The organism is Micromonospora sp. WMMC273 (assembly GCF_027460285.1).
GTDB lineage: Bacteria > Actinomycetota > Actinomycetes > Mycobacteriales > Micromonosporaceae > Micromonospora > Micromonospora aurantiaca.
The window spans coordinates 1,466,930-1,493,704 of record NZ_JAPZBE010000001.1 but is presented as its reverse complement, the minus strand read 5'-3'; the positions used below and the strand labels follow the sequence as shown (position 1 = coordinate 1,493,704).

Annotated in this window: 29 protein-coding genes; 14 read left to right on the top strand and 15 right to left on the bottom strand. The window is 71.0% G+C overall.

Going from position 1 to position 26,775, the window contains the following annotated elements; all coding sequences use genetic code 11:
- Nucleotides 1–95: 95 nt before the first annotated feature.
- Complete coding sequence (locus tag O7611_RS07175) at nt 96–557, top strand: SRPBCC family protein (RefSeq protein WP_228532061.1); 462 nt, start codon at nt 96–98, stop codon at nt 555–557.
- Here the strand turns inward: O7611_RS07175 and O7611_RS07170 are convergent.
- The gene (locus O7611_RS07170; protein ID WP_269696438.1) at nt 466–1,689 is read right to left on the bottom strand and encodes a hypothetical protein; all 1,224 of its coding nucleotides are present in this window, start codon (nt 1,687–1,689) and stop codon (nt 466–468) included. The genes O7611_RS07175 and O7611_RS07170 overlap by 92 nt on opposite strands.
- Before the next feature lie 251 nt (nt 1,690–1,940).
- Between O7611_RS07170 and O7611_RS07165 the strand changes: the two genes are divergently transcribed.
- Together O7611_RS07165 and O7611_RS07160 are read left to right on the top strand one after the other, a co-directional pair.
- Nucleotides 1,941–2,513, top strand: a complete 573-nt coding sequence (locus O7611_RS07165) for a hypothetical protein (RefSeq protein ID WP_194800778.1) — start codon at nt 1,941–1,943, stop codon at nt 2,511–2,513.
- 112 nt (nt 2,514–2,625) lie between these two features.
- Complete coding sequence (locus tag O7611_RS07160) at nt 2,626–3,030, top strand: DoxX family protein (protein ID WP_194800777.1); 405 nt, start codon at nt 2,626–2,628, stop codon at nt 3,028–3,030.
- A 23-nt stretch (nt 3,031–3,053) separates the two neighbouring features.
- Here the strand turns inward: O7611_RS07160 and O7611_RS07155 are convergent, their stop codons facing one another.
- Nucleotides 3,054–4,181 carry a glycoside hydrolase family 53 protein gene (locus O7611_RS07155; RefSeq protein ID WP_194800776.1) on the bottom strand — a complete coding sequence of 376 codons (1,128 nt, stop codon included), beginning with the start codon at nt 4,179–4,181 and terminating at the stop codon, nt 3,054–3,056.
- Between the two features lie 11 nt (nt 4,182–4,192).
- The gene (locus O7611_RS07150; RefSeq protein ID WP_269696437.1) at nt 4,193–5,374 is read right to left on the bottom strand and encodes a cellulose binding domain-containing protein; all 1,182 of its coding nucleotides are present in this window, start codon (nt 5,372–5,374) and stop codon (nt 4,193–4,195) included.
- 155 nt (nt 5,375–5,529) lie between these two features.
- On the opposite strand from O7611_RS07150, the gene O7611_RS07145 reads away from it, so the two are divergent.
- From O7611_RS07145 to O7611_RS07135, 3 genes are read left to right on the top strand one after another with little or no spacing between them, the layout of a single operon-like run.
- Nucleotides 5,530–5,853, top strand: coding sequence for a zinc ribbon domain-containing protein (locus O7611_RS07145; protein ID WP_269696436.1), 324 nt, complete (start codon nt 5,530–5,532; stop codon nt 5,851–5,853).
- Nucleotides 5,854–5,874: 21 nt separating this feature from the next.
- Entirely contained in the window at nt 5,875–7,128 is a 1,254-nt protein-coding gene (gene fmdA / locus O7611_RS07140; RefSeq protein WP_194800773.1) for a formamidase, read from the top strand.
- 26 nt (nt 7,129–7,154) lie between these two features.
- Nucleotides 7,155–7,556, top strand: a complete 402-nt coding sequence (locus O7611_RS07135) for a nuclear transport factor 2 family protein (protein ID WP_194800772.1) — start codon at nt 7,155–7,157, stop codon at nt 7,554–7,556.
- Between the two features lie 8 nt (nt 7,557–7,564).
- Here the strand turns inward: O7611_RS07135 and O7611_RS07130 are convergent, their stop codons facing one another.
- From O7611_RS07130 to O7611_RS07110, 5 genes are all read right to left on the bottom strand, one after another.
- Nucleotides 7,565–8,542: a phosphotransferase family protein gene (locus tag O7611_RS07130; protein WP_269696435.1), complete on the bottom strand. Its 978-nt coding sequence runs from the start codon at nt 8,540–8,542 to the stop codon at nt 7,565–7,567.
- Between the two features lie 402 nt (nt 8,543–8,944).
- Nucleotides 8,945–9,448, bottom strand: coding sequence for a hypothetical protein (locus tag O7611_RS07125; protein WP_269696434.1), 504 nt, complete (start codon nt 9,446–9,448; stop codon nt 8,945–8,947).
- 41 nt (nt 9,449–9,489) lie between these two features.
- Nucleotides 9,490–10,092 carry a hypothetical protein gene (locus tag O7611_RS07120; protein ID WP_269696433.1) on the bottom strand — a complete coding sequence of 201 codons (603 nt, stop codon included), beginning with the start codon at nt 10,090–10,092 and terminating at the stop codon, nt 9,490–9,492.
- Between the two features lie 937 nt (nt 10,093–11,029).
- Entirely contained in the window at nt 11,030–11,926 is an 897-nt protein-coding gene (locus O7611_RS07115) for a hypothetical protein (protein ID WP_269696432.1), read from the bottom strand.
- On the bottom strand, nt 11,923–12,306 hold the full coding sequence (locus tag O7611_RS07110; RefSeq protein WP_194800769.1) for a PadR family transcriptional regulator: 384 nt from the start codon (nt 12,304–12,306) through the stop codon (nt 11,923–11,925). Before O7611_RS07110 ends, O7611_RS07115 begins: the two co-directional genes overlap by 4 nt.
- A 91-nt stretch (nt 12,307–12,397) precedes the next feature.
- Between O7611_RS07110 and O7611_RS07105 the strand changes: the two genes are divergently transcribed.
- Together O7611_RS07105 and O7611_RS07100 are read left to right on the top strand one after the other, a co-directional pair.
- Nucleotides 12,398–13,645 (top strand): FAD-dependent oxidoreductase, encoded by a 1,248-nt coding sequence (locus tag O7611_RS07105; protein WP_194800768.1) that lies wholly within the window; start codon nt 12,398–12,400, stop codon nt 13,643–13,645.
- 8 nt (nt 13,646–13,653) lie between these two features.
- On the top strand, nt 13,654–14,142 hold the full coding sequence (locus tag O7611_RS07100; RefSeq protein WP_228532060.1) for a MarR family transcriptional regulator: 489 nt from the start codon (nt 13,654–13,656) through the stop codon (nt 14,140–14,142).
- Between the two features lie 17 nt (nt 14,143–14,159).
- Here O7611_RS07100 and mraY read toward each other — a convergent pair whose 3' ends face one another.
- Complete coding sequence (mraY, locus tag O7611_RS07095) at nt 14,160–15,263, bottom strand: phospho-N-acetylmuramoyl-pentapeptide-transferase (RefSeq protein WP_269696431.1); 1,104 nt, start codon at nt 15,261–15,263, stop codon at nt 14,160–14,162.
- Between the two features lie 128 nt (nt 15,264–15,391).
- On the opposite strand from mraY, the gene O7611_RS07090 reads away from it, so the two are divergent.
- Both O7611_RS07090 and O7611_RS07085 read left to right on the top strand, forming a co-directional pair.
- Entirely contained in the window at nt 15,392–15,601 is a 210-nt protein-coding gene (locus O7611_RS07090; RefSeq protein ID WP_194800765.1) for a hypothetical protein, read from the top strand.
- Between the two features lie 66 nt (nt 15,602–15,667).
- The gene (locus O7611_RS07085) at nt 15,668–16,432 is read left to right on the top strand and encodes an aminoglycoside adenylyltransferase domain-containing protein (protein WP_269696430.1); all 765 of its coding nucleotides are present in this window, start codon (nt 15,668–15,670) and stop codon (nt 16,430–16,432) included.
- An 8-nt stretch (nt 16,433–16,440) separates the two neighbouring features.
- Here the strand turns inward: O7611_RS07085 and O7611_RS07080 are convergent, their stop codons facing one another.
- From O7611_RS07080 to O7611_RS07065, 4 genes are all read right to left on the bottom strand, one after another.
- Nucleotides 16,441–18,912, bottom strand: coding sequence for an ABC transporter permease (locus O7611_RS07080; RefSeq protein WP_269696429.1), 2,472 nt, complete (start codon nt 18,910–18,912; stop codon nt 16,441–16,443).
- Complete coding sequence (locus O7611_RS07075) at nt 18,909–19,658, bottom strand: ABC transporter ATP-binding protein (RefSeq protein ID WP_194800762.1); 750 nt, start codon at nt 19,656–19,658, stop codon at nt 18,909–18,911. The genes O7611_RS07080 and O7611_RS07075 overlap by 4 nt, the downstream gene beginning before the upstream one ends.
- A gap of 129 nt (nt 19,659–19,787) precedes the next feature.
- Complete coding sequence (locus O7611_RS07070) at nt 19,788–20,471, bottom strand: ABC transporter ATP-binding protein (protein ID WP_194800761.1); 684 nt, start codon at nt 20,469–20,471, stop codon at nt 19,788–19,790.
- Nucleotides 20,468–21,559 (bottom strand): ABC transporter permease, encoded by a 1,092-nt coding sequence (locus O7611_RS07065; protein ID WP_269696428.1) that lies wholly within the window; start codon nt 21,557–21,559, stop codon nt 20,468–20,470. The genes O7611_RS07070 and O7611_RS07065 overlap by 4 nt, the downstream gene beginning before the upstream one ends.
- Before the next feature lie 171 nt (nt 21,560–21,730).
- Between O7611_RS07065 and O7611_RS07060 the strand changes: the two genes are divergently transcribed.
- From O7611_RS07060 to O7611_RS07050, 3 genes are all read left to right on the top strand, one after another.
- Nucleotides 21,731–22,951 (top strand): sensor histidine kinase, encoded by a 1,221-nt coding sequence (locus O7611_RS07060; protein WP_194800759.1) that lies wholly within the window; start codon nt 21,731–21,733, stop codon nt 22,949–22,951.
- Nucleotides 22,948–23,586, top strand: a complete 639-nt coding sequence (locus O7611_RS07055; RefSeq protein WP_194800757.1) for a response regulator — start codon at nt 22,948–22,950, stop codon at nt 23,584–23,586. Before O7611_RS07060 ends, O7611_RS07055 begins: the two co-directional genes overlap by 4 nt.
- A 140-nt stretch (nt 23,587–23,726) precedes the next feature.
- Nucleotides 23,727–24,830, top strand: coding sequence for an FUSC family protein (locus O7611_RS07050; RefSeq protein WP_194800756.1), 1,104 nt, complete (start codon nt 23,727–23,729; stop codon nt 24,828–24,830).
- 52 nt (nt 24,831–24,882) lie between these two features.
- Here O7611_RS07050 and O7611_RS07045 read toward each other — a convergent pair whose 3' ends face one another.
- The gene (locus tag O7611_RS07045) at nt 24,883–25,650 is read right to left on the bottom strand and encodes a helix-turn-helix domain-containing protein (protein WP_269696427.1); all 768 of its coding nucleotides are present in this window, start codon (nt 25,648–25,650) and stop codon (nt 24,883–24,885) included.
- 80 nt (nt 25,651–25,730) lie between these two features.
- Here O7611_RS07045 and O7611_RS07040 point away from each other — a divergent pair, with 80 nt between their 5' ends.
- The gene (locus O7611_RS07040; RefSeq protein ID WP_269696426.1) at nt 25,731–26,156 is read left to right on the top strand and encodes a nuclear transport factor 2 family protein; all 426 of its coding nucleotides are present in this window, start codon (nt 25,731–25,733) and stop codon (nt 26,154–26,156) included.
- A gap of 97 nt (nt 26,157–26,253) precedes the next feature.
- On the opposite strand, the gene O7611_RS07035 is transcribed toward O7611_RS07040, so the two are convergent.
- A complete protein-coding gene (locus tag O7611_RS07035) occupies nt 26,254–26,640 on the bottom strand; it encodes a VOC family protein (protein ID WP_269696425.1) in 387 nt (128 codons plus the stop codon).
- Nucleotides 26,641–26,775 lie beyond the last annotated feature (135 nt).

Here is a 26,775-nt window from a genome sequence, read left to right as displayed (position 1 = left end):
TCTCGGCACCGCTCAAGCGAATTCCGTACCGTGACCGCATCCGCAGTGCCCGGCCAGGAGAGAAGGGAACACCGTTGCCCGTGGACAGTGACCGCTTGACCCGACCCCCTGTCATCACCGCGCAGATGCTCATCCGCCGGCCCGCCGCCGAGGTCTTCCAGGCGTTCGCCGACCCGGCGGTGACCACGAGGTTCTGGTTCACCAGGAGCAGCGGCCGGCTGGAACCCGGCGCCGTCGTCACCTGGGACTGGGAGATGTACGGCGTCTCCACTGTCGTGACGGTCAAGGAGGTGGAGGAGAACCGCCGCATCCTGGTCGAGTGGGATCCGGAGTCCCCCACTCGGGTCGAGTGGCGGTTCCTGCCGGGTGGGGACGACACCACGCTGGTCCGGGTCACCGAGACCGGCTTCGCCGGCAACGCCGACCAGGCCGTGAGCAAGGCGATCGACTCGATGGGCGGGTTCATCATGGTCCTCTGCGCCGCAAAGGCGCTGCTGGAGCAGGGGGTGCTGCTGAACGCGGTCGGCGACGCCCACCCGTCCGGCTTCGAGGAATGACCACGCCGGCCACCGGCGCGAACAGGGGCGGAGCCGGATCGGCTGCCCGGATCGCGGCCACGAGCTGCGCCAGCTGCGGGTAGTCGGCGCGGGCCGCGTGGAGAAGGTGGTCCGCGTCGGTGTGGTTGCCGAGATACGACTCGGCGGCCGCCCGCAGAAGGAGCGCGACGGCACAGAGGTCGACCGGCTCGGCACCCGGGCGGACGTCGAGGAGCAGCGATCGCGCATCCTCGGGCCGCTGGTTGAGCAGATGTGCCAGGCTCATCGCGATCCGGGCGGACAACACTCGCGGCTGCGTCCGGGCGGCGATCCGGGCGAGTTCCGAGATCTCCCGCACCTCCCGGCGTTCCAACGGCGCGCCGGCCACCACCGCGGCGTACAGGTACCACAGCCCGAACTGGACGCTCAGCGTCTGGCCGATCGCGGCGGCGGCTGCGGGATCGGTGCTGCCCGCGCGAGCCAGTGCCGCGAGCCGCTCGGCCTCCGTGATCAGTTCGGCCGACGGGGTGGCTTCCGCCATCAGTCTCTGCTGGTAGGCAGCGAGGGCCAGGAGCGGAGCATCGTCGGCGCGGGCCTGAATCCCGACCCGGTGGACGTCACCACCCGCTCGGGTGACCGCCCGCAGAGCCCTGATCACCTCCTCCTGGTAGTAACCCGCCCGCAGCCCGTCACGGGCGGCTGCCGGAGCCCGGAGCCAGCGGAGCACGTTCTGGCCGTCGCTGCAGGTCGAACGCCCCGGAAGGAGGAGGTTGGTCAGGCCGAGCAGCGCCCCGACGAACGCGGCGCAGAGCAACGTCAACCGCGTCGACGCCGTACCGGTGGACGTCGACGCGACGGCGAGTGCCGTCGCGACGCACAGGTTGGTCAGCGGGCCACCCAGATTGAACAGCACCATCCGCAGCGGCAACGCCGGCATCGACGGCGAAGGCCGGACCGCCACCTCGTTGCGCCAACCGTTGAACGGCGCGATACGGACCGCGACGACCGGCAGGCGCAGCAGCTTCGCCACGACGAGGTGCCCGCACTCGTGCAGGGCGAGGTGCAGCCACAGCGACGCGCAGGTGAGGCCGGCGGCAGCGATCGCACCCGTCACGGACTCGGTGACGAGCAGCGCGAACGCCGCCGCCTCCACCGCCAGGAGGAGTGACACGGCGACCAGCCGGCGGCGGAGCTTCACCAGGAGAGGGTACGGCCGGACAGGCGGCTGCTGGGGGACACCCACACCCGCGCCCGGCATCACCACGACCCTGCGGTACGGCCTGATGCGGCCGGAGCTGCGTGCCGAGGCCGGCGCCTTCAAGGCCGAGACCGTCTGAAGCTCCATTCTCGCTCCGAAGCTGTGTCATCCGGCATGCGTTGACGCCGGATGACACGCTTGCGCCGATGGATGCGTTCGTCTCACAGTTGCCGGCGCTGCTCGGCGTCGTCGTCGGTGCCCTCGGTACGGGTCTGGTGACCTTCCTGTCCACCAGAAGTCAGTGGAAGCGCGGCCAGTCCGTACGGTGGGACGAACGACGACTGGAGGCGTACGGCGAGTTCGCACAGGTGCTCAAGGAGATCCAGGCGATCTCGCTGCGGGTCCTGGCCGCGGCGGACGGCGACAAGTACCGCTCAGGGTTGGACAAGGCCGCGGCGCTGCCCCGGCTCGCCGACGCCGACATCAGGCACACCCTCGCGTGGGAACGCCTGTTGCTGCTCGGGGACGCCGCCACGGTCGCCGCCGCGCAGGACTGGCGCGAGGCGGTCTGGCGGCTGGAGCACCGAGCCCGCGAGGTCGGGGAGACCACCGAGCCGCTGAGCGGCCTCTACCAGCAGGCCAACGCGAGCCGTGATCGCTTCTATGACGCGGCTCGACGCGGCCTGGGCGTGAGAGGCGGATCAGTCGCCCAGTCCGACCGCCTGCAGCAACGCCTCGCATCCCCCGAGGACAACCAGTCCGAGGCCCCCCGCATCTGATCCTGGACTTCGTCCCGCTCCGGGCGCGATGAGTTCGCCCGCCCTGGCCGGTCTGACCGGTGTATCCGATCGAATGCCGGAAACCGGCAGACCGCCAGGAGGGACGAGAACCATGACCGTTGCCGACACCACTCCCCAGCCCGTCGCCCGCGGATTGCACCGGACGCTGTGGGTGCTCCAGGTTTTCCTCGGCGTCTTCTTCATCGTCGCCTCGGCCGGCCCCAAGCTGTTCGGCGAGACGAACGCGGTCCAGACCTTCGAGGACATGGGCTCCGCGCCCTGGTTCCGCTACCTCGTCGGCCTGCTGGAACTGGCCGGCGGCATCGGGCTGCTCGTGCCGAGGCTGGCCGGCCTGGCCGCTGTCGGGCTCGCGCTGCTCATGATCGGCGCCGCCGTCACCCAGGCGTTCATCCTGGACGGCGGCGCGCTGGTCCTCACACCGGTGGTGCTGTTCGTGCTGTTCGTGTTCATCGCGTGGGGCCGCCGCCACTCGATCACCCGGCTCCTCGGACGCTGAACCGGGGTGCGCCGGCCGACCCGTCAGGGCGTCCAGCGCACCCCCGGGTTCACCCGCCCGTACCAGTCGAAGAGGGCCATGTTGTCCCACCCGTTCCCGGTTCCGTTGATGTTCGCCGGGTCCCAGCCGTTGCCGGGGACGGCGTACCAGGTGGGTTCCCAGTAGAAGACCCCGATGGCGCCGGCGTTGCGGGCGGTGTTCTGGACCCAGTCGAACTGCTGGGCCTGCCCGGCCCAGGTCGCGCTGATGCCGTCGCAGGTGGCGTCGCCGCCGATGACGTTCGGCTGGCTGTCCGCGTCGTCCCGGGTGAACGGGTACGCGGTCTCCACGATCACCACCGGCTTCCCGTAGCGGCTCCGCAGGTCGACGATGTTGTTGTAGAGGTTCGCCAGGCTGCCGTGCCACATGCAGTAGTACGACAGGGCCGTCATGTCCCACTGCACACCCTGGGCGCGGATGCCGTCGTAGAACCAGCGGGCGTTGGCGTTGCTGTCGGCGTTCGCGGTGTGGATCATGACGGGGATGCCGCCGCCGCACGCCTTCACCGCGTTGTAGCCCTGCTTGAGCAGCCCGGCCAGGGGGGCGAAATCGTTGTTCACGACCTTGCCCTCGTTCCACAGCATCCCGACGTTGATCTCGTTGCCGATCTGCACACTGTCCGGCAGGGTGCCCTGCCCACGCAGGGCGGCGCAGACGTCGTACGTGAAGGCGTACACGTCGTTGCGCAGCTGACTGAGGCTGTGCCCGGCCCAGGCGGCCGGCTTGTACTGCTTGCCGGGGTCGGCCCAGGTGTCGGAGTAGTGGAAGTCGATCAGCACCTTGAGGCCCTTGGCCTTCGCGACGCGTGCCTGGGCCAGCACCTTGGTCTTGTTGTTGTAGCCACTGGCCGGGTTGTTCCAGACGCGCAGCCGGACGTAGTTGAGACCGACGGACCGCAGGATGTCCAGCGGGTCACGGGCCACCCCGCCCGCGTCGTAGTACTTGGCACCAAGGTCCAGGCTGCGCTGCAACGAGGAGACGTCGGCGCCGCGCATGCTGAGCGTGTTAGCGGCGGCGACCGGCGCGGGCGTACCCCCGACTGTGGTGGTGACGGCGAGGACGACGGCCGTGACGGCACCGACCAGGGCGCGGCGGCGGTGGCGTGTGGTCACAGGACTTCCTCTCAGCCGACAGTGCAGGGGACGCCGTTGAGCGAGAAGCCGGTCGGCGGGGCGTCGCTCGCGCTCCACCGCCCCTGGAAGCCGAAGGTCGCGGAGCCGTTCGACGCGATGACCCGGTTCCAGTCGACGTTGCGGGCGGTCACCGTGGCGCCGGTCTGCCCTACAGTGGCGTTCCAGGCATTGGTGACCTGCTGGTCGCCGGGGAAACCGAACGTGACGATCCAGCCGTCGACCGGCGCCGTCCCGGTGTTCTGCACCGTCACAGTGGCGACGAAACCGCCCTGCCACTCGGACTGGTTCCGGTAGGTCACCCGGCAGGTCGAGGGCGGCGGTGGCGGCGGAGTCGACGTCGTGGGCACGGTGACCGTGTCGGAGGCGATCGACACGTTGCCGGCGGCGTCCCGGGCCCGCACGTAGTACAGGGTGCGCAGCGGCGTCGACGGGGGCAGCGGCCCGGTGTACGTGGTCCCCGGCACGGTCGCGACGAGCGTCGAGGTGAACCAGCCGTCGAACCGGTAGACGTTGTATCCGAGCACGCCGACGTCGTCGGTCGACGGCGCCCAGGACAGCGTGGCGGCGGAGCCGGTGACCTCGCCGACGGTGAGGTTCTGCGGGGCGCTCGGCGGCGTGGTGTCCGGGCCGGTGTCGGTCACCGGAGTGACCACCTTCAGCTCGTCCGTGGCGGGCGAACGGCGGCCGTCGCCGTCGCGGGCCGACACCCGGAACGAGTACTGCTGGCCCGGCTGAATGTAGTTGGTGATCGTCACGGTGGTGACGTCGCCGAGGCTGAGGCTGTAGATCACGTCGCTGAACGCCTGGTAGTAGGTGATGTCGTACCCGACGACGGGGCAGCAGCCGCGCGCGGCTGCCGTCCAGGTCAGGGTGACCGACGTGGTCCGCACCTGGGTGGCGGCCAGGTTCGTGGGCGCGCTCGGCGGGAACGGCGTGGTGCTGGGCGGGTCGGGCGTCCTGGGCGTCGACGTGGGCGTCACAGTCCCGGTCGGGTCCGCGAGGGGCACCGCGGCGCCGCCGGGCGCCGTCGCGGCAGCGGGGTACGCGGTGCCGGCGCCGGCCGACGGCGCGGCGATCAGGGCGGTGACCAGTACCGCGGCCGACAGCACGACGGCGGCCGGCAGACCCGGCCGCAGGCGGCGGAACAGCGAGGACGACGAGACGGCAGCCATACGTCGACGATGCCGCCAATACATCGATGATCGCCAACATGTCCCACACCTCGGTCGGCGCGGCAACCTCTTGCGAGGTGAGGCTCCTGCCTGATTCGTCGTTTTCCGCCGCCTATCCGACTGATCAGCCACAATCGGAACGACAGGGTGAGCCGATGCAGAAGGCCACCGCACGCACGAAGGCTGGACGGGAAGCCGCGATGGCCACCTTCGAGTACCGCTGCCCGCAGGACGGCAACTTCGACGTCGTGATGCCGATCGGCACCGCGGGCCCGTCGACGAGCTGCCCCCGGTGCGGACGCCCGGCGACACGGGTGTTCTCCGCGCCCCGGCTCACCCGCATGCCGGCGGCGCTACGCGAGGCCGTGGACCGGACCGAGCGCAGCGCGGAACAGCCGGAGGTGGTCGGGCGGGTACCCGGCGGTCGCCCGGCGCGCCGCTCGACGAACCCGGCCCACGCCCGCCTGCCCCGATGGTGACCACGAGAAGGGCCCGAGACCGTGCCTGAACTGCTGTTCCCCCTCGACTCCACGAAGAGGTTCACCGACCAGGAGAAGGTCGGGCACAACCGCTGGCATCCCGACATCCCGCCCGTGGCGACGGTACGTCCCGGACAGTCGTTCCGTGTCCACTGCCGCGAGTGGTTCGACGGCGCGATCCACAACGACGACTCCGCCGAGGACATCCGGGACGCGCCGCTGACCCGGGTCCACGCGCTCAGCGGCCCGTTCGCCGTCGAGGGCGCCGAGCCGGGCGACCTGCTCATGGTCGACATCCTCGACATGGGCCCGATCCCCCAGGAGTCAGGCCCGCTGGCCGGCCAGGGCTGGGGTTACACGGGCATCTTCCCCAAGAACAACGGCGGCGGCTTCCTGACCGAGCAGTTCCCCGACGCGTACAAGGCGGTCTGGGACTTCTCCGGCCGCAAGGCCACCTCCCGGCACATCCCCGGCGTCTCGTTCACCGGGATCGCCCACCCGGGGCTGATGGGCACCGCCCCGTCCGCGTCGCTGCTGGCCACCTGGAACCAGCGGGAGGGTGCGCTGATCGCCACCGCGCCCGACCGCGTCCCGCCCCTGGCCCTGCCCCCCGAACCGCAGAACGCGATCCTCGGCAGCCTCACCGGCGCCGACTTCGACCGGGTGGCCGCCGAGGCGGCGCGGACCGCGCCGCCCCGGGAGAACGGCGGGAACCAGGACATCAAGAACTTCACCGTCGGCAGCCGGGTCTTCTACCCGGTGTTCGTGCCGGGAGCCAACCTGTCCCTCGGCGACCTGCACTTCTCCCAGGGCGACGGAGAGATCACCTTCTGCGGCGCCATCGAGATGGGCGGCTTCGTCGACCTGCACGTCGACGTGATCAAGAACGGCATGCAGACGTACGGCGTCGCCGAGAACACCATCTTCATGCCGGGCGACACCCCGCCGCAGTACTCCCAGTGGCTGGCCTTCTCCGGACTCTCGGTCACCCTCGACGGCGAACAGCGGTACCTCGACTCACAACTCGCCTACCAGCGCGCCTGCCTGCACGCCATCGACTACCTGACCCGCTTCGGCTACCAGCCGGAACAGGCGTACCTGCTGCTCGGTGCCGCACCGATCGAGGGCCGGCTCTCCGGCGTGGTGGACATCCCCAACTCCTGCGCGACCGTCTACCTGCCCACCGAGATCTTCGACTTCGACATCCGCCCCTCGGCCGCCGGTCCGACCCGGATCGACCCGGGCAAGGGCGCCCCGAAGGCCACCATGCCCTGAGCGGGTGACCGGGCTAAGGTTCGCGGATGAGCATCCTGCCCAGCGGCGGCGCGCATTTCGCCAGGGTCGAGGCCCTACGCGCCGCCGAACGGCGCCTTCAACGGGCCCAGTTGTCCTCCGACGTCGCGGCGCTGGATCGGTTGATCGACGACCGTCTCGTGTTCACCGGTCCGGACGGCCGTCTCTACTCCAAGCAGGACGACCTGCACGTGCACCGATCCGGCCGGCAGACGATGACCCGGGTGGACGAGGAGGACCTGGCGGTCCTCGTGGCCGGTGACACCGGCGTGACATGGTTCCTCGGCACCGTGGAGGGCACCCTCGCCGGTGAGCCGTTTCTCGCCCGGGTCCGCTACACGCGGACATGGATCCTCGACGAGGACGAGGGGTGGCGCCTGCTCGCGGCACACGTCGGCCCGGCCGGCTGAGGATGCCGTCAGATCGCGGCGAGCGCCCTGGCGATGTTCCACTCGGCGAGGTCCAGCATCCACTTGCGGTCCGGGAAGTCGGTGTCCGCGATCCGCAGTGGCCCTTCGATCAGGGACAGGGTCTGCGCGTACCGGTAGAGCGCCAGCCGGTGGGGATCGAGATCGACCGGACGCAGCGCCGGGTAGGCCTCGTCGAAACGCATCTGCAGCCAGGCATGGTCCCACTCGACGTCGAAGTACGTCAGCCCCTCGAAATCGATCATGACGGCCTCGCCGGCGGCGGTGACGAGCACGTGATCCGGCCCGAGTTCGCCGTGCACCAGCCCGTACTCCTCGCGCGGGGCGACCGCGCTCCGGAGACGGCGTACGTGGGCGGTGAGCCGGTGGTGGGCATCGGCCAGCCGGGCGTCGCGAGCCGCTGCCGCGTCGAGGTGGCCGAGCGCGCGGTCGACGATCACGTCTTCGGTCCGCCGCGTCTGGGATGCCTCACCTCGGGCGACGGCTGCGACCTTGCCGTAGTGCGGGCCGAAGGCGGTGTGCATGCGACGCAGGGCGTCACCGAGCGCGGACAGCGGCCCGGCGGCGGTGGCCGGATCGTGTTCCAGCAACGCCTCCAGCCGGAGCGAGCCGGCGTCCTCGACGAGCGCGATGTCGGCGTCGAGGTGCCGGCCGTCCCGGTCGATCATCATCAGACGCGGTACGCGCACACCCGCTGCCGTGAGCGCCTCGTGGCCGGCGGCGAAGAGATCGGCGCCCGAAGCATCCGTGAACGGGTCGTCCGGGACTGCCGGTGACGGTGGCCAGTAGTTCTCGGCCGCGGCCCACACGTACAGCATCACGGTCGTCCGGTCGTCCAGCCGAAGCCGGTAGACGCCCTTCTTGGTGCCGCCGGTCAGTCGGTCCAGGGCGGCGAGGCGCCGGTCGGAGCCGAACTGGTCCGACACGAGGTCGTGCAGGTCGTCCGGCTGCAGGAAGGTCCGCGTCATGGCCGCCTCTCGTCAGACCGAGGCAGCCAGGCTGCCAGACCGGGCAGCGGCACACAACCGAGTTGCAGCCGCCGCGGCTCCGTACCGGCATACCGGGCCGTGGGTGGTCGCCGCGCACTCCAGGAACCGCGCGGTGAGTGCCCCCGGCTGCCGGCTGCTCGCTCGTTCCACGTGCCAGCAGGGGTACGCGACCACCACGCTCGGCAGTAGGCACGAGCCCTTGAATGGGCACGGCGAGTATCACCTGTTCCTGCCCGCCGGCCACTCCTCACCCTCCACTGCCAGTGGCTGCGATTGATCGGTATCCGGTGCCGAGCGCGGGTCGAGCCTCCGCCGAAGGAGGCGAGCGAGCCGACAACGAACGAACGACTCTCGGGAGGCCCGACCCTTCCCTGACTCCGCCTAAATAAGGGAGCGGATCAGGAGGTGGTACGCGTCGGCCTGGTTCCAGTCCAACGCACGGCCCGTCAATCCGGCCTCGGTCAGCTTCTCGCGGCTCTTTCGTGCAACGACTGGCATGTTCTCCACGATCACTTGCATCATTCCTGGCACGTCGTACAGGACCACGGCGGGTGCCCGGTGTTGGACCAAGACGGCCCAGCCCGCCTGTGCGTCATGGAGGAAGTGCGGGAAGATGGGGTTGTCGCGAGTGAGGCTGTTGCAAACGGTAAGGATCTTGAGAGGGCCTTGTGGAAGGTCCTCAAGGACCCCGGAGGTCACGTTGACCACTGATTCGTTACCGCCACCGGAAACCGAGATGACAACGTATTCTTGCGGCCCGAACGGAACTCCGACACCGACCCCCATGACGAACGGATCAAGTTCGGTGTACCGCAAGCCGATCTTGGTGAGGGCGCTCTTAACGTGCTCGAGTTGTTGTCGTGCCAGATCGAGTAGATGGTCCATTCGGCAACCCTTCCCAGATGTGCAGGGATCCGTCGGCCTCGTCAGCGGTCCAAGATTCGTTGCGCCGCCGCCCTCGCCTCAGGAGAGACATGGTGGTCGCCTCCCAGTAGGTCGAGTGCGCATTTCAGACGTACGTCGCCCATCCGCACGGTGCCGCTGGCATTGCTTGCCACCTGCTGGTTGACGGCATGCTCGGGCAGGGCCAAAACAGCGACGGCGTACACCTCCGTGACGACTTCGGCCGGCGGGGGCGCCAACATCATGTCGTTGATGTCGCCCAATTCCACAACGTCTCTCAACTGGGCATCCCAGATGTTGACGAACAGGGCGATGGCAGCGATGAGAGGCACGTCCCCGGCCGATCGCGCTTCTCGACAGACAGCGGCGAGCCAGTGCCAGGGGCGATCCATGCCCGTCTGGCCCGTCTCGATGGTGTTCCTTAGCGCTGTTTCCACATCCGCTGGGCCGCCGCCGGCACGCGAGAACGCCGATGCCGTCTGCCGCATCCTCGCGTCGTTACCGACCACCGCGAGAAAGTCCTGGATGACCCGCCGGGCGAGGTCCAGATCATCCCTGCTCGCCGTAGATGGCGGCGGGGGTGGCACCGTCCGCCGCTCCTTCTGTTTCCTGCTGAAGAGACCCACTGATACCTCCAACCACGAAACGTCCTCGCCAGGACGGGTGCGAAAGCACAGCCACCCAGTCCGCAAGGCTCCGACTTCTATAGGAGCTTAGGAACAACTTCCCCATTGACAGTTATGACCCGACGGTGGCCTCCGGAGTCCCTCCGCCTCCTTGCACCACTTGCACTTCGGCCTACCTGCCTTGACGCATGCACAACCCACGGTCGCCTCCTTGTTGTGTCCTAGTAGAACGTCACGTATGCCACTCTTCTCCATTTCGGAGCCCGAACTTTCCGATTCGGACGACCTGCACCAGGGCGACTATTCCGGGTGGATAGGACCCTCAGGAAGCGCCCGTCAGTCCGGACGGCGGCAGGTAAGAGTTCCACGCTTCTCCTCCACCGTAGAGAATGCGTTCGCAAGGACGTGCGGTCATACTACGGACGGCAGGCGAAGTCGAAGCTCAGCCGAACGGGTCCGATCCTGCTGTCGGATCTTGGACGATAAGCATGGGGCGAAGCTTGCGCCAATTAGGCCGACGCTCAGGCGGTCCTCGCCGTCGAGCAGTCATCAGGTGGCTACGGACGCAGTCACCCTAGGCCACACCCTAATCCTCGTCGACGACCTCGCCGGCCGGATCCCTACTTGCGAATGGCAATAATGAGCCATTTTCATCGCGTTTGGCGGGCATTTCCAGGGGGCTTGGAGGACGAGGATGGCCTGCACGAACGGGGTGGCGCGGCGGGACAGCAGCGCAGCTCCGCCAGGACCTTTCCAGCTCTTGAGATAGGCACGGCGCATTCTGCGGGCGCCGATCTTGGCGGGTGCCGGTTGACGTAATGCTCCCACCAGGACACAGACCCGTCGCGCTTCCGGAATGTACGGCTCGTAGGACAACAGTCGTCCCATCGATTCTTGCCCAACGGTCCGGACCGTAGCCGGATTGGTGGCCTGCCGATCAGGCGCGGGTGCGCCGCCGCTGCCGGGTCGACACGACCGCGACGACAGCCATCAGGACCGCGACGACCAGGGACGGCAGGGCGTCCGGCCGGCGCAGCAGCTCCCCCGTCAACCCGGCGTTGTCGAGCTGGTGCAGCGTGCCCAGCAGCAGGGTGGGGACGACGGCGATCAGCAGCCGCTGGTCGGCCGTCGCCACCCACAGGAAGGCGGCCACCCCGGCGATCACCAGGGCGGCGGCGGCGATCCGTGGACCCGCGTCGACCATGCGGAGGCCACCCGCGGGGATGAGATGCAGGGCGAGAATGCCGGCGGTGACCAGGACGGCGTTGGCCCGGGGCGCCGGCGGCACGTCCGCCGGGCGCCGCAGGCCCAGCACGATCAGCGGCGCGGCGACGACCGGCGCCCACCACTGCGGCAGGCCGTTGAGGAACAGGTACGGCGAGATCAGGCTCGGCACCACCGCCGCGGTCACCGCCAGGACGGCGGCGGTACGGGCGCGACCCGCGACGAGCGCCACCAGCGCGGCGGTCAGCACGAGCTCGTGGACGCCCTGGTTGCGCAGGACGGTCAGGGGGTCCGTGAGCCCGCCGTACTGCAACGCCTCGACGATGTCGTCCAGCCCGATGAGGACTCCCAGCGCCAGCACCGCCAGGGCGCCGAGGTGGAGGCCCTGCCAGAACAGCACGGCGGCGGACCGGACGGCGGTGCTGCCGCCGTACACCCGCAGGCCGCCGCGGACGAGCGAGGCCGCCTCCCGGGCGCTGGGCCAGCGACGGGTGGTGGGTTCGTCGCCGATCAACGTGTCGATCAGTTCGTCGGCGCGTTCGCGCCGGTAGCCGGCCGGGTAGGCCCGCAGCAGCATGCGGTAACGCTTCTCCAGGACATCGGAAGTCATGCGGGTCTGATCCTCACGGTGGAAGGTTGACGGGCACCTGCCTGCGATGCGACCCGGCCTGGCAGGCGGTCCATGACCACCCGGGCGGCCTGGGCGAGCCGGTCGGCCTCGTCGGTGAGTACGCGACAGCCCTCGTCGGTGAGCCGGTAGTAGCGGCGGGCACGCCCGTTGACGATCTCCTCGCCGTCGGCGATGACGAGACCCTCGCCGAGCAGCCGGTCGATCACCGAGTACAGCGATCCGGCGGCGAGGGTCACCCGCCCGCCGGACAGCTCGGTCACCCGCTTGATCACGGCGTAACCGTGGAGCGGCCCGCCGAGCAGGGCGGCGAGGACGAAGTACGACGGTTCCCGTAGCGCGGGACGCGATGCCGATCCCATGAGCCGAATATACAACCAACTTGAGTATTCGTCCAAGGTGACTGTTCACAGTGACCCTTGCCCGAATCATCTTAATGATTAAGGTAATTGGATGAGCACATCGACGGACTTCTCGGTGGCGATCTCCGGCGCCGGCCTCTCCGGCCTCTGTCTCGCCCAGTACCTGACGCGCGCCGGCATCGACGTACACGTCTACGAGCGGGACCCGGGCCCCTTCGTCCGGCGGCAGGGATACCGGATCATCCTCGACCGGTACGGGCTGGCGGCGCTGCGTGAGAGCCTGCCCCGGCCGCTGTACCGGCTGGCGCTGGCCACCGGCGACGAGCCCGGCGGGCACCTGCGCTTCACCGACAGGCGGCTGCGGGACGCCTTCACGATCACCTTCAAGCACGACCCGCACGAGACCCGTCAGGTGGACCGGCTGACACTGCGGTCGATCCTGCAGTCCGGGCTGGACGGGCGCATCCACTACGGCAAGGACGGCGTCGCGGTGGACAGCGGCGGCCCGGCCGGGCTGCGGCTGCGGTTCTCCGACGGCGGGGCCGCCGCGGCCACAGTCGTGGTGGGCGCGGACGGCGTCGGTTCGGCGCTGCGCGCGCAGCTCACGCCGGACGCCGACCCGGCGGACACCCCGATGGCAGGCATCTACGGCCGGTCGCCGCTGCGGCGCGACGGCGCCAGCGTCATCCCGGACGCGTTGCGGACCAGCGGGGTCCTCGCCATCGCCGACCGGCCGGGCAGCGCCTTCTTCTTCACCTCGATGCGGTTCGGCGAGAGCCCGCGGGAGGCGTTCACGCGCCTGGCTCCGGGCAGCTACGCCCCCACCGGCGACGACTACGTCATGTGGGCACTGCTGCTCCGGCGGGACGAGTTGCCCACCGGCGTCCGCGGGGACCTGCGGGCGCTGTGGCACGTGGCCGCCCGGAAGAGCATCGACTTCCACCCGCTCGTCCGGCGGCTGGTCGACACGGCCGAACTGGACGCCACGGTGCTCAACCTGTTCGCCACCGGCCGGCGCCCGCACCGGTGGACGGTGCCCCGGGCGACGATGATGGGCGACGCCGTGCACGTCATGCCGCCGTTCGGCGCGCACGGCGGCAACACGGCGCTGCGCGACGCCGCCCTGCTCGGCCACAAGCTGGTCGAGGCCCGAACGAAGGGCACGCCGGTGGAGGAAGCGATCGGCGGATACCAGGACGAGATGGTGCCGTACGCCTTCCACGCCGTCGACAGTGCCGCCAAGCTGATGCACCGCCTCACCGGCGGCGCCGCCGCACCGCACTGGGTGCTGACCCGCGTGCTACCTCGGCTGCACCGGGTCACCGTGCCGGAGGCATGATTGCCCGCATGTCCCACGATTCGGCCCGCGCATCCGCGATCGCCGACCTCATGCGCGCCGGGCGGGAGACGTCGCGGCTGTCCATGGTGTTCCGGTACGCCATCGCGGAGCGGCTGGGCCTCGCGGTGAGCGACCTGGAGTGCCTCGACTACCTGGCGGACATCGGCTCCGCTACCGCGGGGCAGATCGCCGAGCGGACCAACCTCACCACCGGTGCGGTCACCAGCATGCTCCGCCGGCTCCAGCAGGCCGGCTACGTGACGACCGAACGCGACCCGGCAGACCGGCGGCGGGTCGTCGTCACCATCCGGCCGGAGCGGATCGCCGACCTGGAGCGGCCGTACGAGCGTTTCGCCGAGCGGGCGGGACGGCTCGTCGAGGGCTACAGCGCCGAGGAGGTCCGGCTGCTGGTCCGGCACCACGACCGCCTGCAGGCGATGTACCTCGCCGAGTTGGATCACCTCCGCGACGGCGACACCGCGCAACGGCCCGTCTGAGCCGGCGTCTCGCGCCGCTATCCCACGGTCGCCAGGAAGTCCGAGTAGAACAGGCCCAGGCCGGCGGCGACGCAGACACCGGCCACGATCCAGAACCGGACCACGATGGTGGACTCGCTCCAGCCCGCCAGCTCGAAGTGGTGGTGCAGCGGCACCATCCGGAAGACGCGCCTGCCGGTGGTGCGGTACGAGACGATCTGGATCACCCAGGTCGTGGTGATGATGACGAACAGCCCGCCGATCAGGATCGAGAGCAGCGTCGTACGGGTCACCACCGCGAGCCCGCCGATCAGGCCGCCCAGCCCGAGCGCGCCCACGTCACCCATGAAGATCCGCGCCGGGGAGGTGTTCCACCACAGGAAGCCCACGCAGGCGCCGGCTGCGGCGGCCGCGATCATGGCGATCTCCAGCGGATCGCGGACCTGGTAGCAGTACTCGTTGACGCGGGCGTACCCGTCGTCGGCGCACCAGTGCCGGTACTGCCAGAAGCCGATCAGCGAGTATGCGCCGAGCACCAGGATCGACGCGCCGGTGGCGAGGCCGTCGAGGCCGTCGGTGAGGTTCACGCCGTTGGACATCGCCGTGATCACGAAGATGAAGACCATGACCGCGCCGACCTTGCCGACGTCCAGCCAGCTGATGTCGCGGATGAGCGAGATGTGCTCGCTGGCCACGGTCTGGCCGTTGGTGCTGGGCACGTAGAGCGCGGCCACGCCGAACCCGCCGCCGACGAGCGCCTGGCCGAGCAGCTTGCCCTTGGCGGACAGTCCGTCGGAGTTGCGCCGGCGCACCTTGAGGAAGTCGTCGAAGAAGCCGACCGCGCCGCAGAAGACGAACAACCCGAGCAGCACCAGGGCCGTCATGGTCGGCCCCTCCTGCGCGATCTGCCGTTCGGGCAGCGTGGTCAGGGCGAGGTGCCCGGCGACGTACGCGAGGACCGTCGCCACGATGAAGACGACGCCGCCCATCGTGGGCGTACCCACCTTGTGCTCGTTGCTGGCGAGCCCGATCGACCGGATCGGCTGACCGGCCTTCAGCGCGGTGAAGACGCGAACCGCCACCGGCGTGCCGAACAGGGAGATGACGAACGCGACAGCGGCCGCGACGATGACAGCCCTCACCGGCGTACCTCCACGAGCTCCGGATTCTCATCGGTCACGAGACGTGAGCTTGCCATCCGGCGGCGGACGGAGCAGCCCCCTGACCGTCACCACGCCGAGGCTGGCGCGTAGGCCGTAGCGTCGACGGCATGAGAACGATGCTGGTGTCGATCGCGGTGATCGTGGTGGTGGTGCTCGCGCTCGTCGTCTTCGTCGCCCGGCGCGACCGGACGAGGCGCCCGTCGGACGAGGATTCGGCTGCGGTTCGCCAGGCCGGCGCCGACCGGCACCGGCACGACGCGCAGCGGCAGGTCGCGTCGGGCCTCGCCGAGCGGCACCGCAACCCGCCGAGCACGTAGGCACGACCGGCGGTGCGGGCCGGTTTGTCGGTGGCCCCGCGGCGACCCGTCGCGCACGATCACCTGGTGGTCCCACCCGACACCGTTCTCTCCGACCTCCGCGAGGCGTGGCGCCGCACGCTGGCGGGCAGGCTGCTGGGCCTGTACCTGCACGGGTCGCTCGTGACAGGCGACTTCGACGTGAACCGCAGCGACCTCGACCTGCTCGCGGTCCTCGCCGACGACCCGGACGAGAAGCTCCTCGACGTACTCGCCGACCTGCACGCGGACCTCGACCGGCGGCACCCGCTGTGGGCGGGCCGGATCGAGGTGGAGTACGTGTCACTGGCCGCGGTGCGCGCCGTTCCCGGCCGGGACCACCTGATCGCCCGGATCAGTCCCGGGGAGTCGTTGCACCTGCTGCCCGCCACCACCCACCGCGTCGTGACCTGGGCCGCCGTGCACGACTACGGCCGTACGCTGCTGGGGCCGCCGGCCGGCGAGCTGCTGCCCGCCGCCGACCCCGGCCTCGTCCGCGCCGCCCTGCGGGACCACGTCCGCGACTGGCCGGCCTGGGTACTCGAGATGACCCCACCCGGAGCCCAGTCGTACGCGGTGCTCACGCTCTGCCGGGCCTACCAGCGCATGTGCGACGGGCGGCAACTGTCCAAGCGGCAGGCCGCCGAGCGGACCGCCGCCGCCCTCCCGCGATGGGCGGACCTGATCTTCTGGGCACGCGACTGGTGGTACGACTCCGGCCAGGACAGCGATCCCGGCCGGTTCGACGAGGTCCGGGCGTTCGTGCACGAGGTCAGCGCCGCCATCCTGGCCGAGGAACCCGACAGGCGGTGACACCGCTCCTACTCCTTCAGGCCGATGTTGTCGATCGGCGGAGCGCTGAGCAGCCGCCGGACCGGCCACACCGTGCTCACCAGCGCCAGCAGCGCCGTACCGCCGAGCACCGCCGCCCACCCGAGCGGCGGCACGTACGGGATCGGACTGCCGGTCAGTCCGTTGACGATCGCGCTCAGCGTCAGCACCGCGATCGTCGCGCCGATCAGCACCGCGGTGCCGAGCAGCCCGGCCTGTTCGGCCCGGACCATCCCGCGAATCTGACGCCGGGTGACCCCGACCAGTTGCAGCAACGCCAGCTCGCGGCGGCGGGCCAGTGCCGCCATCACCATCGTGGTGGCCGCCGCCAGCGCCGCGTACCCGACCATCACGCCGATCAGCAGCCGGTTCAGCCAGGCGCCGAGCGCCAGATCGGTGCCGAGCAGGCGCGTACGGGTCGCGGCGTCGAGGATCTCGGTGCCGGGCCGCGCCGCCGCCCACGTGGCCAACGCGGTGCCGACGTCCGGGCCGCCGCGGACCAGCACCTCGTCGACGGTGTTCCCCGCCGTGTGCCCGGCGACCGTCCCGGCGGCCAGTGTGACGTCGCCGAAGCCGAGGCCACGGTCGTAGACCGCGATGACGTCCAACGTGACCGGGGTGCCGTCGCCCAGCCAGAGGTCCGCCTTGTCGCCGACGTCCCAGCCGGACGAGGACGCCTGCATGGTGGACAGGGCGACGGTGCCGGCGCGCAGGTCGGCCAGGGTGCCCTTGCGCACGGCGAGGTCCATCGTCGAGGTGACGCCCGCCGGGTCGACTGATTGCGCGCCGACCGGCTCGATGCCGCCGAGCGCCCGCACCACGACCTGGGTACGGCGTACCCCGGTGGCCGCCTGCACACCGTCCAGCTCGCGGATCTCCCGCGCCGCGTCCCCGGGAAGTCCGCCCGGAGCGACGAGCACCCGCTCGGCGAGGGTTCCGGCGCTGCTCTGCGTGGCGGTCTGCCGTTCCAGGTTGTCCTGCAGGAACCAGACCGAACCGCCGAACCCGACGGACAGCACGAGGGCGGTCAGGACGGTCGCCATGCCCTGCGCGTTCGCCCGCAGGTTGGCCGCGGCCAGGTAGCCGCCGGCCCGCCAGATGCGCGGCAGCACCGGGGTGAGCAGGCGTGCCGCGTACGCGTTGATGTGCGGTGCGAGCAGCGCCACCGCGATGACGAACAGGTAGAGCATGCCGACCGCGCCGGCCAGCGCCCCGGCCGACCCGGCGGCGCCGAGTGTGAACGCCCCGGAGCTGCCGGCCGCCATCAGCGTCAGCACACCGGCGATCAGCCGTACCGGGCCGCTGCGCCGGGGTTCGACGGCGATCTCGCCGAGCGCCTCGATCGGCTTGATGGCGGTGACCCGGCGTGCGGCGATCAGCGCGGCGACCACCGCCACCAGGACGGCCGTACCGATGGCGGCCGGCACCGCGAACAGACCGCCCGCCATCGGGAAGCCGGCCGGCACGAACCCCCGCCCGACCAGTTCGCCGTGCACCCAGCGGGCCGCCAGCAGGCCGGCCGGGCCGCCGATCGCGGAGCCGGCCAGGGCGAGCAGCGCGGCCTCGGCGACCAGCATGCGGCGTACCTGCCCCGGTGTGGCGGCGACCGCGCGCAGCAACGCCAGGTCACGTCGGCGGTGCCGGACGGACAGCCCGATGGTGCCGGCCACCACGAACACGATCAGCAGGACGACGTACCCGCCGAAGGCCGACCCGGCACTGACCAGCAGGCTCCGGGCGGCCAGGTTCGCCGACTGCTCGGCGTTTCCGCGGTCCTTCCCGGCGTACGTCGTGGCGCCGGCCGCCGTCGCGATCTCGCGCACCGCACCGAGGTCGGCGCCGGGTGCCATCCGTACGCCGATCGCGTCCACCCGGCCCGGGTGGGCGGACAGGCGCGCGGCCTGCGCGTCGGTGAAGAACACCTCGGCCGAACCGGTCTCGGCGGTCCCGCTCACCCGGTACGACCGGCCGAACCCGCCGACGACAAGGTCGATGCGGTCGCCGGGCACCACGCCGAGCCGGGTGTCGGCCACCACCTCGTCGTCGGCCCGCGGCGCGGCGCCCGCGGCGAGGGGGCGACCGGTGAAGACGTACGTGTCCCAGCCGTGTCCCACCGCGGCGGGTGAGCCGATCAGCACCCGGTCGTCGCCGGTGACTGCTGTGACGCCCGGCACCCGGCGGATCCGGTCCACCAGGCCGGCGTCCACAGTGCCACCCTCGGGCAGCGTCACCGTGCTCGTGGTGGTGTCGCCGTCGAACTCCCGGAACGTGTGGCTGATCGTGCGGTTGGCGACGACCACGTCGGCGCTCGCCCAGAGCCGCGGCTCCGGGCGGAACCGCAGCCCCGATTCGACGAGCGAGCCCATCGCCACCAGGATCAGCACGCCGACGATCAGGGCCAGCAGGGTCGCGGCGGCGGGGCCGGTGCGGTGCCGCAGCAGGCGGGCGGCGAGGCCGGTCATCGGAGGACCCGCCCGTCCAGCGACGCCAGGTGCTCGGCGATCCGGACGGCGCCGAGCTGCGGGAGGTCCGCGACCATCGCACCGTCGGCCAGCACCAGCACCCGATCCGCATACGAGGCGGCGATCGGGTCGTGGGTCACCATCACCACCGTCTGCCCGTGCTCGTCCACGACCGCGCGCAACAGCGCCAGCACCTCCGCCGCGGTCCTCGAGTCGAGGGCGCCGGTGGGCTCGTCCGAGAAGATCACCTCGGGGCGGGTGGCAAGCGCCCGGGCGATAGCCACCCGCTGCTGCTGACCGCCGGACAGCGCCGCCGGCCGGTGGTGCAGCCGATCGGCGAGGCCGACCCGCTCGACCACGTGGGTCAGCCAGGCCCGGTCCGGGCGGCCGCCGGCCAGGCGCAGGGGTAGCACGATGTTCTCCTCGACGGTGAGCGCGCCGATCAGGTTGAACGCCTGGAAGACGAACCCGATCCGGGTACGCCGCAGCTCGGTCAGGCGCGTCTCGGACAGCCCGGACAGGTCGGTGCCGCCGAGGACCACCCGGCCGTCCGTGGGGCGGTCGAGCCCGGCCGCGATCTGCAGCAGCGTGCTCTTGCCGGAGCCCGAGGGCCCCATCACCGCGGTGAAGGTGCCCCGGCCGAAGTCGACATCGACGCCCGCGAGCGCGGTCACCTGGTTGCGGCCGGTGCCGTACACGCGGGTGAGTCTTTCGACGCGTACCGCCGGCTCGACGGTCTGTCCCATTCTGGTGGCCTCTCTCCGTGTCTTCGGCAGGATCTGCGCGCACCAGAAACGCTATTGAGCTGGGGGAACAGCGACCATCCAGCGGGCTGCCCAGTCCGGGTACAGCAGGCACCACCTTCGACCCGTACCTCAGCGGGCCGGCGTCGGAAGGTGAAGGCGGCCGTCGTGGACTTCGGCGACCTGGTCGACGGCGGTGAGGTTCGTGCGGTCGTGGGTGACCAGGACGGTGGCGGTGCTCTGCTGGTGGGTGAGACGGGTGATCAGCTCGATGACGGCGGCGCCGCGTTCGTGGTCGAGCGCGCTGGTGGGTTCGTCGACGAGCAGGACGGTGGGGTCGTTCATCAGGGCGCGGGCGATGTTGACGCGCTGGCGCTGGCCGCCGGAGAGCTGGTGCGGCCGGCGGTCGGCCTGGCCGGCGAGGCCGACCGCGTCGAGGAGTTCCACGGCGCGGGTACGGGCTCCGGCCGGTCGGCGGCCGTCGATCTGGGCCATCACCTGGAGCTGCTCGGCGGCGGTGAGGGAGGGCAGCAGGTTGGGCTGCTGGAAGACGATGCCGATCTTGTGGCGGCGCAGGTCGGCAAGTTCGCCCCGTGTCATTCCGGTGGTGGCGGTGCCGTCGATGGTGACGGTGCCGGAGTCGGGGGTGATGAGGGTCGCCGCGACCGCGAGGAGGCTGGACTTGCCGGAGCCGGAGGGGCCGATCACGGCGGTCAGGCTGCCCTTGGGTACGTCAAGGGTGACGCGGTCGAGGGCGGTCAGGCGGCCCTCACCGTCGGGGTAGGTGAGGGTGATGTCGGTCAGGTTCAGGCTCATCGGGCGCTCCCCAGGGCGGTCAGCGGGTCGACGGAGGTGATCCGGCGGATGGCCAGAGCGGCGCCGAGGGCGCCGAGGACGACGATCACGGCCGCGGGAAGGAGGACGGTCACCGGGGTGAGGAGGAACGGCACCGTGGACCCGGCGACGAGGGCGCCGAGCGCGGCGGCGATGCCGGTGCCGAGCAGGGTGCCGCCGACGAGCAGCACGACGGCCTGTCCGAGGGCGTCCTTGAGAAGGTTGGCGGTGGGGGCGCCGAGTGCCTTGAGCACTGCGACGTCGCCGCTGCGCTGGATGGTCCAGACGGTGAAGAAGGCCCCGATGACGAGGGCGGAGATGGCGAACAGGAAGCCGCGCATCAGCTGTAGCGAGCCGTTCTCGGAGGTGTAGGAGCCGATCGCGGACAGTGAGTCGGCCACGGAGACCGTCCTGGTGCCCGCCTGCCGGTCGGTGGCTCCCGGCTCGGCGTCCGAGGTGGTGGTCAGGGCGACGACGGTGGCCGTCTGGCTGCCGTCGCCGGTGCCGGCCGGAGGCGCGATCCTCTGCCACACGCCCAGGCTGATCCACACCACGGGGGTGTGGCTGAAGGAGGCGTCGCCGCGTACGGCCGCCACCGTGAGTCGCTGCCCGGCCAGGGTGACGGAGTCGCCGGCCTGCACACCGAGGTCGTCGGCGGCCTTGGTGGACAGCACCGCCGAGCGGTCGTCGATCCGGCCGCTGTCGGGGGCCAGGCGGGAGCCGGACTGGACGCCGAAGGCGGAGACCCCGGCGCTTCGGCCTCCGGCGGTGGCCCTGGTCGTGGTGATGCCCAGCGGTTCGGCACCGGTCACGCCGGGGGCCGCGGCCCACTGCCGCCACTGCTTCTCGGTGACAGTGGAGTTGGAGTACGACACGTCCTGGCCCTCGCCGGGCGCCTGGAAGGCGATCCTGTCGACGGGCAGGTCGGTGATGGCGGAGATGTTCTGCCGGCCCAGTCCGGCCGTCAACCCGGACAGCAGCCCGACCAGCAGGGTGATCAGCACGATGACGGTACCCATCAGGGCGAAGCGCCCCTTGGCGAACTTCAGGTCTCTCCAGGCGACGAACACGGCAGTGGCCTGTCCTTTCGGCGGTGGAAGCGGTACGACTCCACGATCGCGGCCGGCGCCCGTGTCCGCGTCTGGCCTAGGGCGGCACTTCGCGGGCCGAAGGACGGCGCCCGGGTTCTAACTTTCGATAGAGGCCCTCGGGGCGCCGGCGTCGGTAACGTGGGACGCACTGTGAGCACCGCTGCCCCTGCCCTGACCCCGACCACCCGAGCCCTGGCCTGGTGCCTGCACCTGCTGATCATCGGCCTGCTCGTCCTGGCCGCCGGCCGGGCGGTGGCCGACGACCGGCCGCACGCCGGCTCGATCGTTGCCGTGGCGGTGGCGTGCGGTCTGGCGTACGCCATCGGGCCGCTCCTCCCCCGCATCCGGTGCTCGCGGCGGGCCGCCGCCTGGTGGCTGGCCGCCGTCGGGGCCGTGTGGCTGGTGTTGCTGGGCCTGTCCCCCGACGCGATCTGGGTGGCGTTCCCGCTGTACTTCCTCCAGCTCCACCTGCTGCCGCGCCGCGCCGGCCTGGCCGCCGTGATCGTCACCGCCGTGGCGGCCGTCGCCGGGTTCGGCGCCCACACCGGCTCCTTCACCCCGGCCACGGTGATCGGTCCCGCGCTCGGTGCCGCCGTCGCCGTCGGGGTGGTGTGGGGGTACCAGGCCCTGTATCGGGAGAGCGAGCAGCGCCGGCAGCTGATCGAGGAACTCACCGCCACCCGGGCCGACCTGGCCCGCGCCGAGCACACCGCCGGCGTGCTCGCCGAGCGCGAGCGTCTGGCCCGCGAGATCCACGACACCCTCGCCCAGGGCCTGTCGAGCATCCAGCTGCTGCTGCGCGCCGCCGAGCGCGCCCTGCCCGGCCGGCCCGGTGCCGCCTCGGGTCACGTCGACGCGGCCCGTCAGGTCGCCGTGGACAACCTCGCCGAGGCCCGCCGCTTCGTCGCCGCGCTCACCCCGCCCACCCTGGAAGGCACCACCCTGGCCGGGGCCCTGGAACGCCTGTGCACCACCACCAGCGCCCGCCACCGCCTCACCGCCCGCTTCCACCTCGTCGGCGACCCCGTATCGCTGCCGACCGCCCACGAGGTGGCGCTCCTGCGTATCGCCCAGTCCACAGTCGCGAACACGGTCCGCCACGCCCAGGCCACCACCGCCGAGATCACCCTCAGTCATCTCGGCGACCGCATCGCCCTTCACGTCGTCGACGACGGGCGCGGCTTCGACCCGGACCACCTGCCCGCCCCCGACGTAGACGGCGGCGGCTTCGGCCTGGCGGCCATGCGCGCCCGCATGGCCGCCCTCGGCGGCACCCTGGCCGTCGCATCCGCGCCCGGCCGGGGCACCGCCGTGACCGCCGAGCTTCCCCTCACCCCGCCCACCAGCACCGAGCCCGAGGGCCGCCCGTGACCGACGACGTCCCCATCCGCCTCCTTCTGGCCGACGACCACCCGGTCGTACGGGCCGGGCTGCGCGCCGTGCTGGAAACCGAACCCGGCCTGGTCGTCGTGGCCGAAGCCGCCACCGCCGAGGAGGCAGTCACCCGCGCCGCCGCAGGCGACATCGACGTCGTCCTGATGGACCTGCAGTTCGGCAAGGGCATGGGTGGCGCCGAAGCCACCGCCCGGATCACCGCCCGCCCGGATGCGCCGCGTGTGCTGATCGTCACCACGTACGACTCCGACGCCGACACCCTGCCCGCCATCGAGGCCGGCGCCACCGGCTATCTCCTCAAGGACGCCCCACCCGAGGACCTGGCCGCCGCCGTCCGCACCGCCGCCGCCGGACGCACCACGCTGGCGCCCACCGTCGCGAACCGGCTGATGAACCGCCTGCGTACGCCGGCCACCACCCTGACCCGGCGCGAGACCGAGGTCATCGCCCTGGTCGCCGACGGTCTGTCGAACCACAGCATCGGCACCCGCCTCCACCTGACCGAAGGCACCGTCAAGTCCCACCTGGCCCGCATCTACGCCAAGCTCGGCGTCGAGTCGCGTACCGCCGCCGTCGCCACCGCCACCGAACTCGGCCTCATCCGCCGCTGACCCCGGGCAGGTGCGGGTCGTCGGCCAGGCCGGCTGCCGGCGTCAGCGATTGAGCAGGTCACGGCCGGGGTAGTGGCCCTCCTCGCGGAAGATCAATCGGCGGCCGGGTCCCGGCCTGTCCGGCGAGAGGGGTACGACCGGTGCGGACCTGGGTGCGCGACGCCGTCGGGCGGTTGCGCGGCGACGGGATGACAGTGGTCGAGCTGACCGCCGCCGCTGTGGTCGCCTGGATCGTGGCGGCGCTGGTGATCCGTCACCCGGACCCGTTCTTCGCACCGACCGCCGCGCTCGTCGTACTCGGCGAGTCCCGCGGGCGACGGCTGCGGCAGACCGTCGAGATCCTGCTCGCCGTGGCAGCCGCCGTCCTCGTCGCGGAGCTGCTGGTGTACGCGCTGGGCCCGGGCACCGAGACGGTCCTGCTGGTGCTGCTGCTGACCACCACGACGCTCGTGGTGATCGGGGCCCGACGTGCCCTGGTCGTGCAGGCCAGCGTCTCGGCCATGTACCTGGTCGTGGTCTCCGCGCCGAACGGGACGCTGATGCCGTTCCGCTTCGTCGACGCGCTCATCGGCGGCGCGGTGGCGCTCGCCGCCAGCCAGCTGATGGCCGCCCGTGACCCGCTGGCACCACTGGTGGCCCAGGCCCGGCGCAGCTACACCGACCTGGCCGACCTGCTCGACCAGGTCAACGCGGCACTGAAGGGCTGCGACGAGGACGCCGCCCGCGCCGCGCTGGACCGGGCGCGGCAGGTGGACGACTGCGTCGCCGAGATGCAGGCCGCGGTGCTCGCCACCGGCGAGACGCTGCGGCTGGGACTGCGCCGCCGGCACCTGGGCAAGCTCGCCGAGGTGGAGGCCACACTGCGGCAGCTCGACTACGCCGCCCGCAACATCCGCGTGCTGGCCCGGGCCGGCGTGACCCTGACCCGCCGGCACACCGCCACGCCGCCGGAGCTGGCCGCCGCGATCGGCGCGCTGACCTCCGCCGTACGGTCGGCTGGTGAGGCCATGGCCCACGACCTCACCGGCGCCGACGCCGACCGGCACGCGCAGCGGGCCGACGCGGCGGCGCTGGAGGCGGTCCGGATCGCCGCGGGCCTGCTGCGGACCGACCCGCCGCTGCCGGTCACCATGATCGTCGGGCAGATCCGGGCGACAGCGATCGACCTGCTGCGCGGCGTCGGCCACGACGACGTGACGGTGCTGGATCGGGTGGACGAGGCGCTCGGCCTGAGCCGGGGGTGACACCCGGGTGCCGTCGGCCGTCGGAGCCGACTTGCCAGCGGCTGACAGGACGCTACGTCGTGAAGTAGGCGGCGCTCTCCGCGTCGGCCGGGTAGTAGGACTCGATCGCGATCTCGTCGATCGTGATGTCCATCGGGGTGCCGAATGTGGTGATGGTCGAGAACAGCCGCAGCTCTCGTCCGCCGACGCGAAGGATCATCGGTATCACGACGTCCGCTTCGATCCGTTGACTCGACGTGTTCTCCGGCTCGGGCGCCAACAGTTCTTCGTAGAGTGCGGTGAGCTCAGCGTCGGGAGCAGTGGCGAGCTGGCGTGAGATCCGGGTGCGGAACACCGCGCGCACGTCGGCCAGGTTGACGACCATGCGCGCGAGACCGCGCGGATCCAGTCCCAGCCGTACCAGGTTGACCGGCGGTCGCAGCAGGTGAGGAGCCACCTGTGCGAAGAACGGCTCGACGGCGCGGTTGGTCATCACGATGTTCCACCGGCGATCGAAGACCACCGCCGGGTAGGGCTCGTGCGCGCGGAGCACCCTCCGGACAGCGTCGTGGACGGCTGACAGTGCGTTGTGGTCGAGCGGACTCTCGGCGTACCGGGGTGCGAAGCCCCCGGCGAGCAGCAGCCGGTTGCGTTCACGCAGCGGCACGTGGAGCTGATCCGCGAGTCGAAGGATCATGTCGGGGCTCGGCTTGGACTTACCGGTCTCGACCAGGCTGACGTGACGAGCCGAGACGTCCGCAGCGATCGCGAGATCCAGTTGGCTGAGCCCCCGGCGCTGCCGCCACTGCCGCAGGAGTTCCCCGACCGTGCGCACGATCATGGAGCGTACTCATCGTCGCGCCGGACGCCATGAAATCCGAGTTCATCGACAACCGGAGCGGTCACGCGAACACTGCATCCATGACCACGGCGAACAAGAGCATCGTCCAACGGGCGCTGGCAGGACTGATCGAGACGGGCGACGTCGATGCGATCGCCCCGTTCCTGAGTGACGACTTCGTCCACCACAGGCCGGGTACGACCACATCGACCAAAGCGGAGTGGCTCGCCGCCGTCCGCGCCGCGCTCGTACCGCTTGCCGGCATGCAGGTCGAGATCAATCAGGTGCTGGCCGACGGCGATCACGTCGTGATGTACTCGCGGCGCTGGCTTCCCGACGCAGGACCGGAGATCGCGGTCGTCGACATCTGGCGGATCGACGATGGGCTGATCGCCGAGGCGTGGGAAATCATCGAGCCGGTGGCCCACGTGACCGCCAACCTCGCGTGGTGGAAATTTGCTCAGCACTCACCATGCGTAGCTCACCTGCGATGCGGGCCTGGCTGAGCGCCAGGCCAGGTCCGGATTCCTGCCGTGATCGGACTTCCGCTTCCCGGCGCGAGCGCACACGGCCGGCCGCAGACCGAGCCGCGGGTTGGCAGCATCACAGGGATTGAACGATCTGGATCGGGTTGCCGTCGGGGTCGGCGGTCCACGCGATCAGTAACCGGCCGAGCCATACGTGTGGAGGTGCGAGAGCGGGTGCTCCGTCTGCGACCAGGCCCTCGTAGGCCGCGGTGGTGTCATCCGTCCAGAGGATGACCGCGACGCGCTGGCCTTCGGCGACCGGGTCCAAGCCGTGGTCCTCGCGGGTGGACGCGACCGAGGCGATCCCGATCTTGTATCCGTCGAGGACGAGATCAACGTGAATCGGTTGGCCGTCAGTCGGTACCCGGAAGGTCTCCCTGAATCCCAGCCGGTTATAGAAGGCGACTGCCCGAGTGAGATCGTCGCTGAAGAGGACCAGCTGGGGACTGCGGAAGGTCCACATGCCGCGAGCCTATCGGCGACGCGCCGGGGTATCGAGGACCAGCTGGGTCAGGCCCGCCGAGGAAAGCACATTTCGGATGCCGTGGCTCGGGTGCGATGTCACACTGCGGCAGTGGAGCGCTTTCGGTGTGCGGGC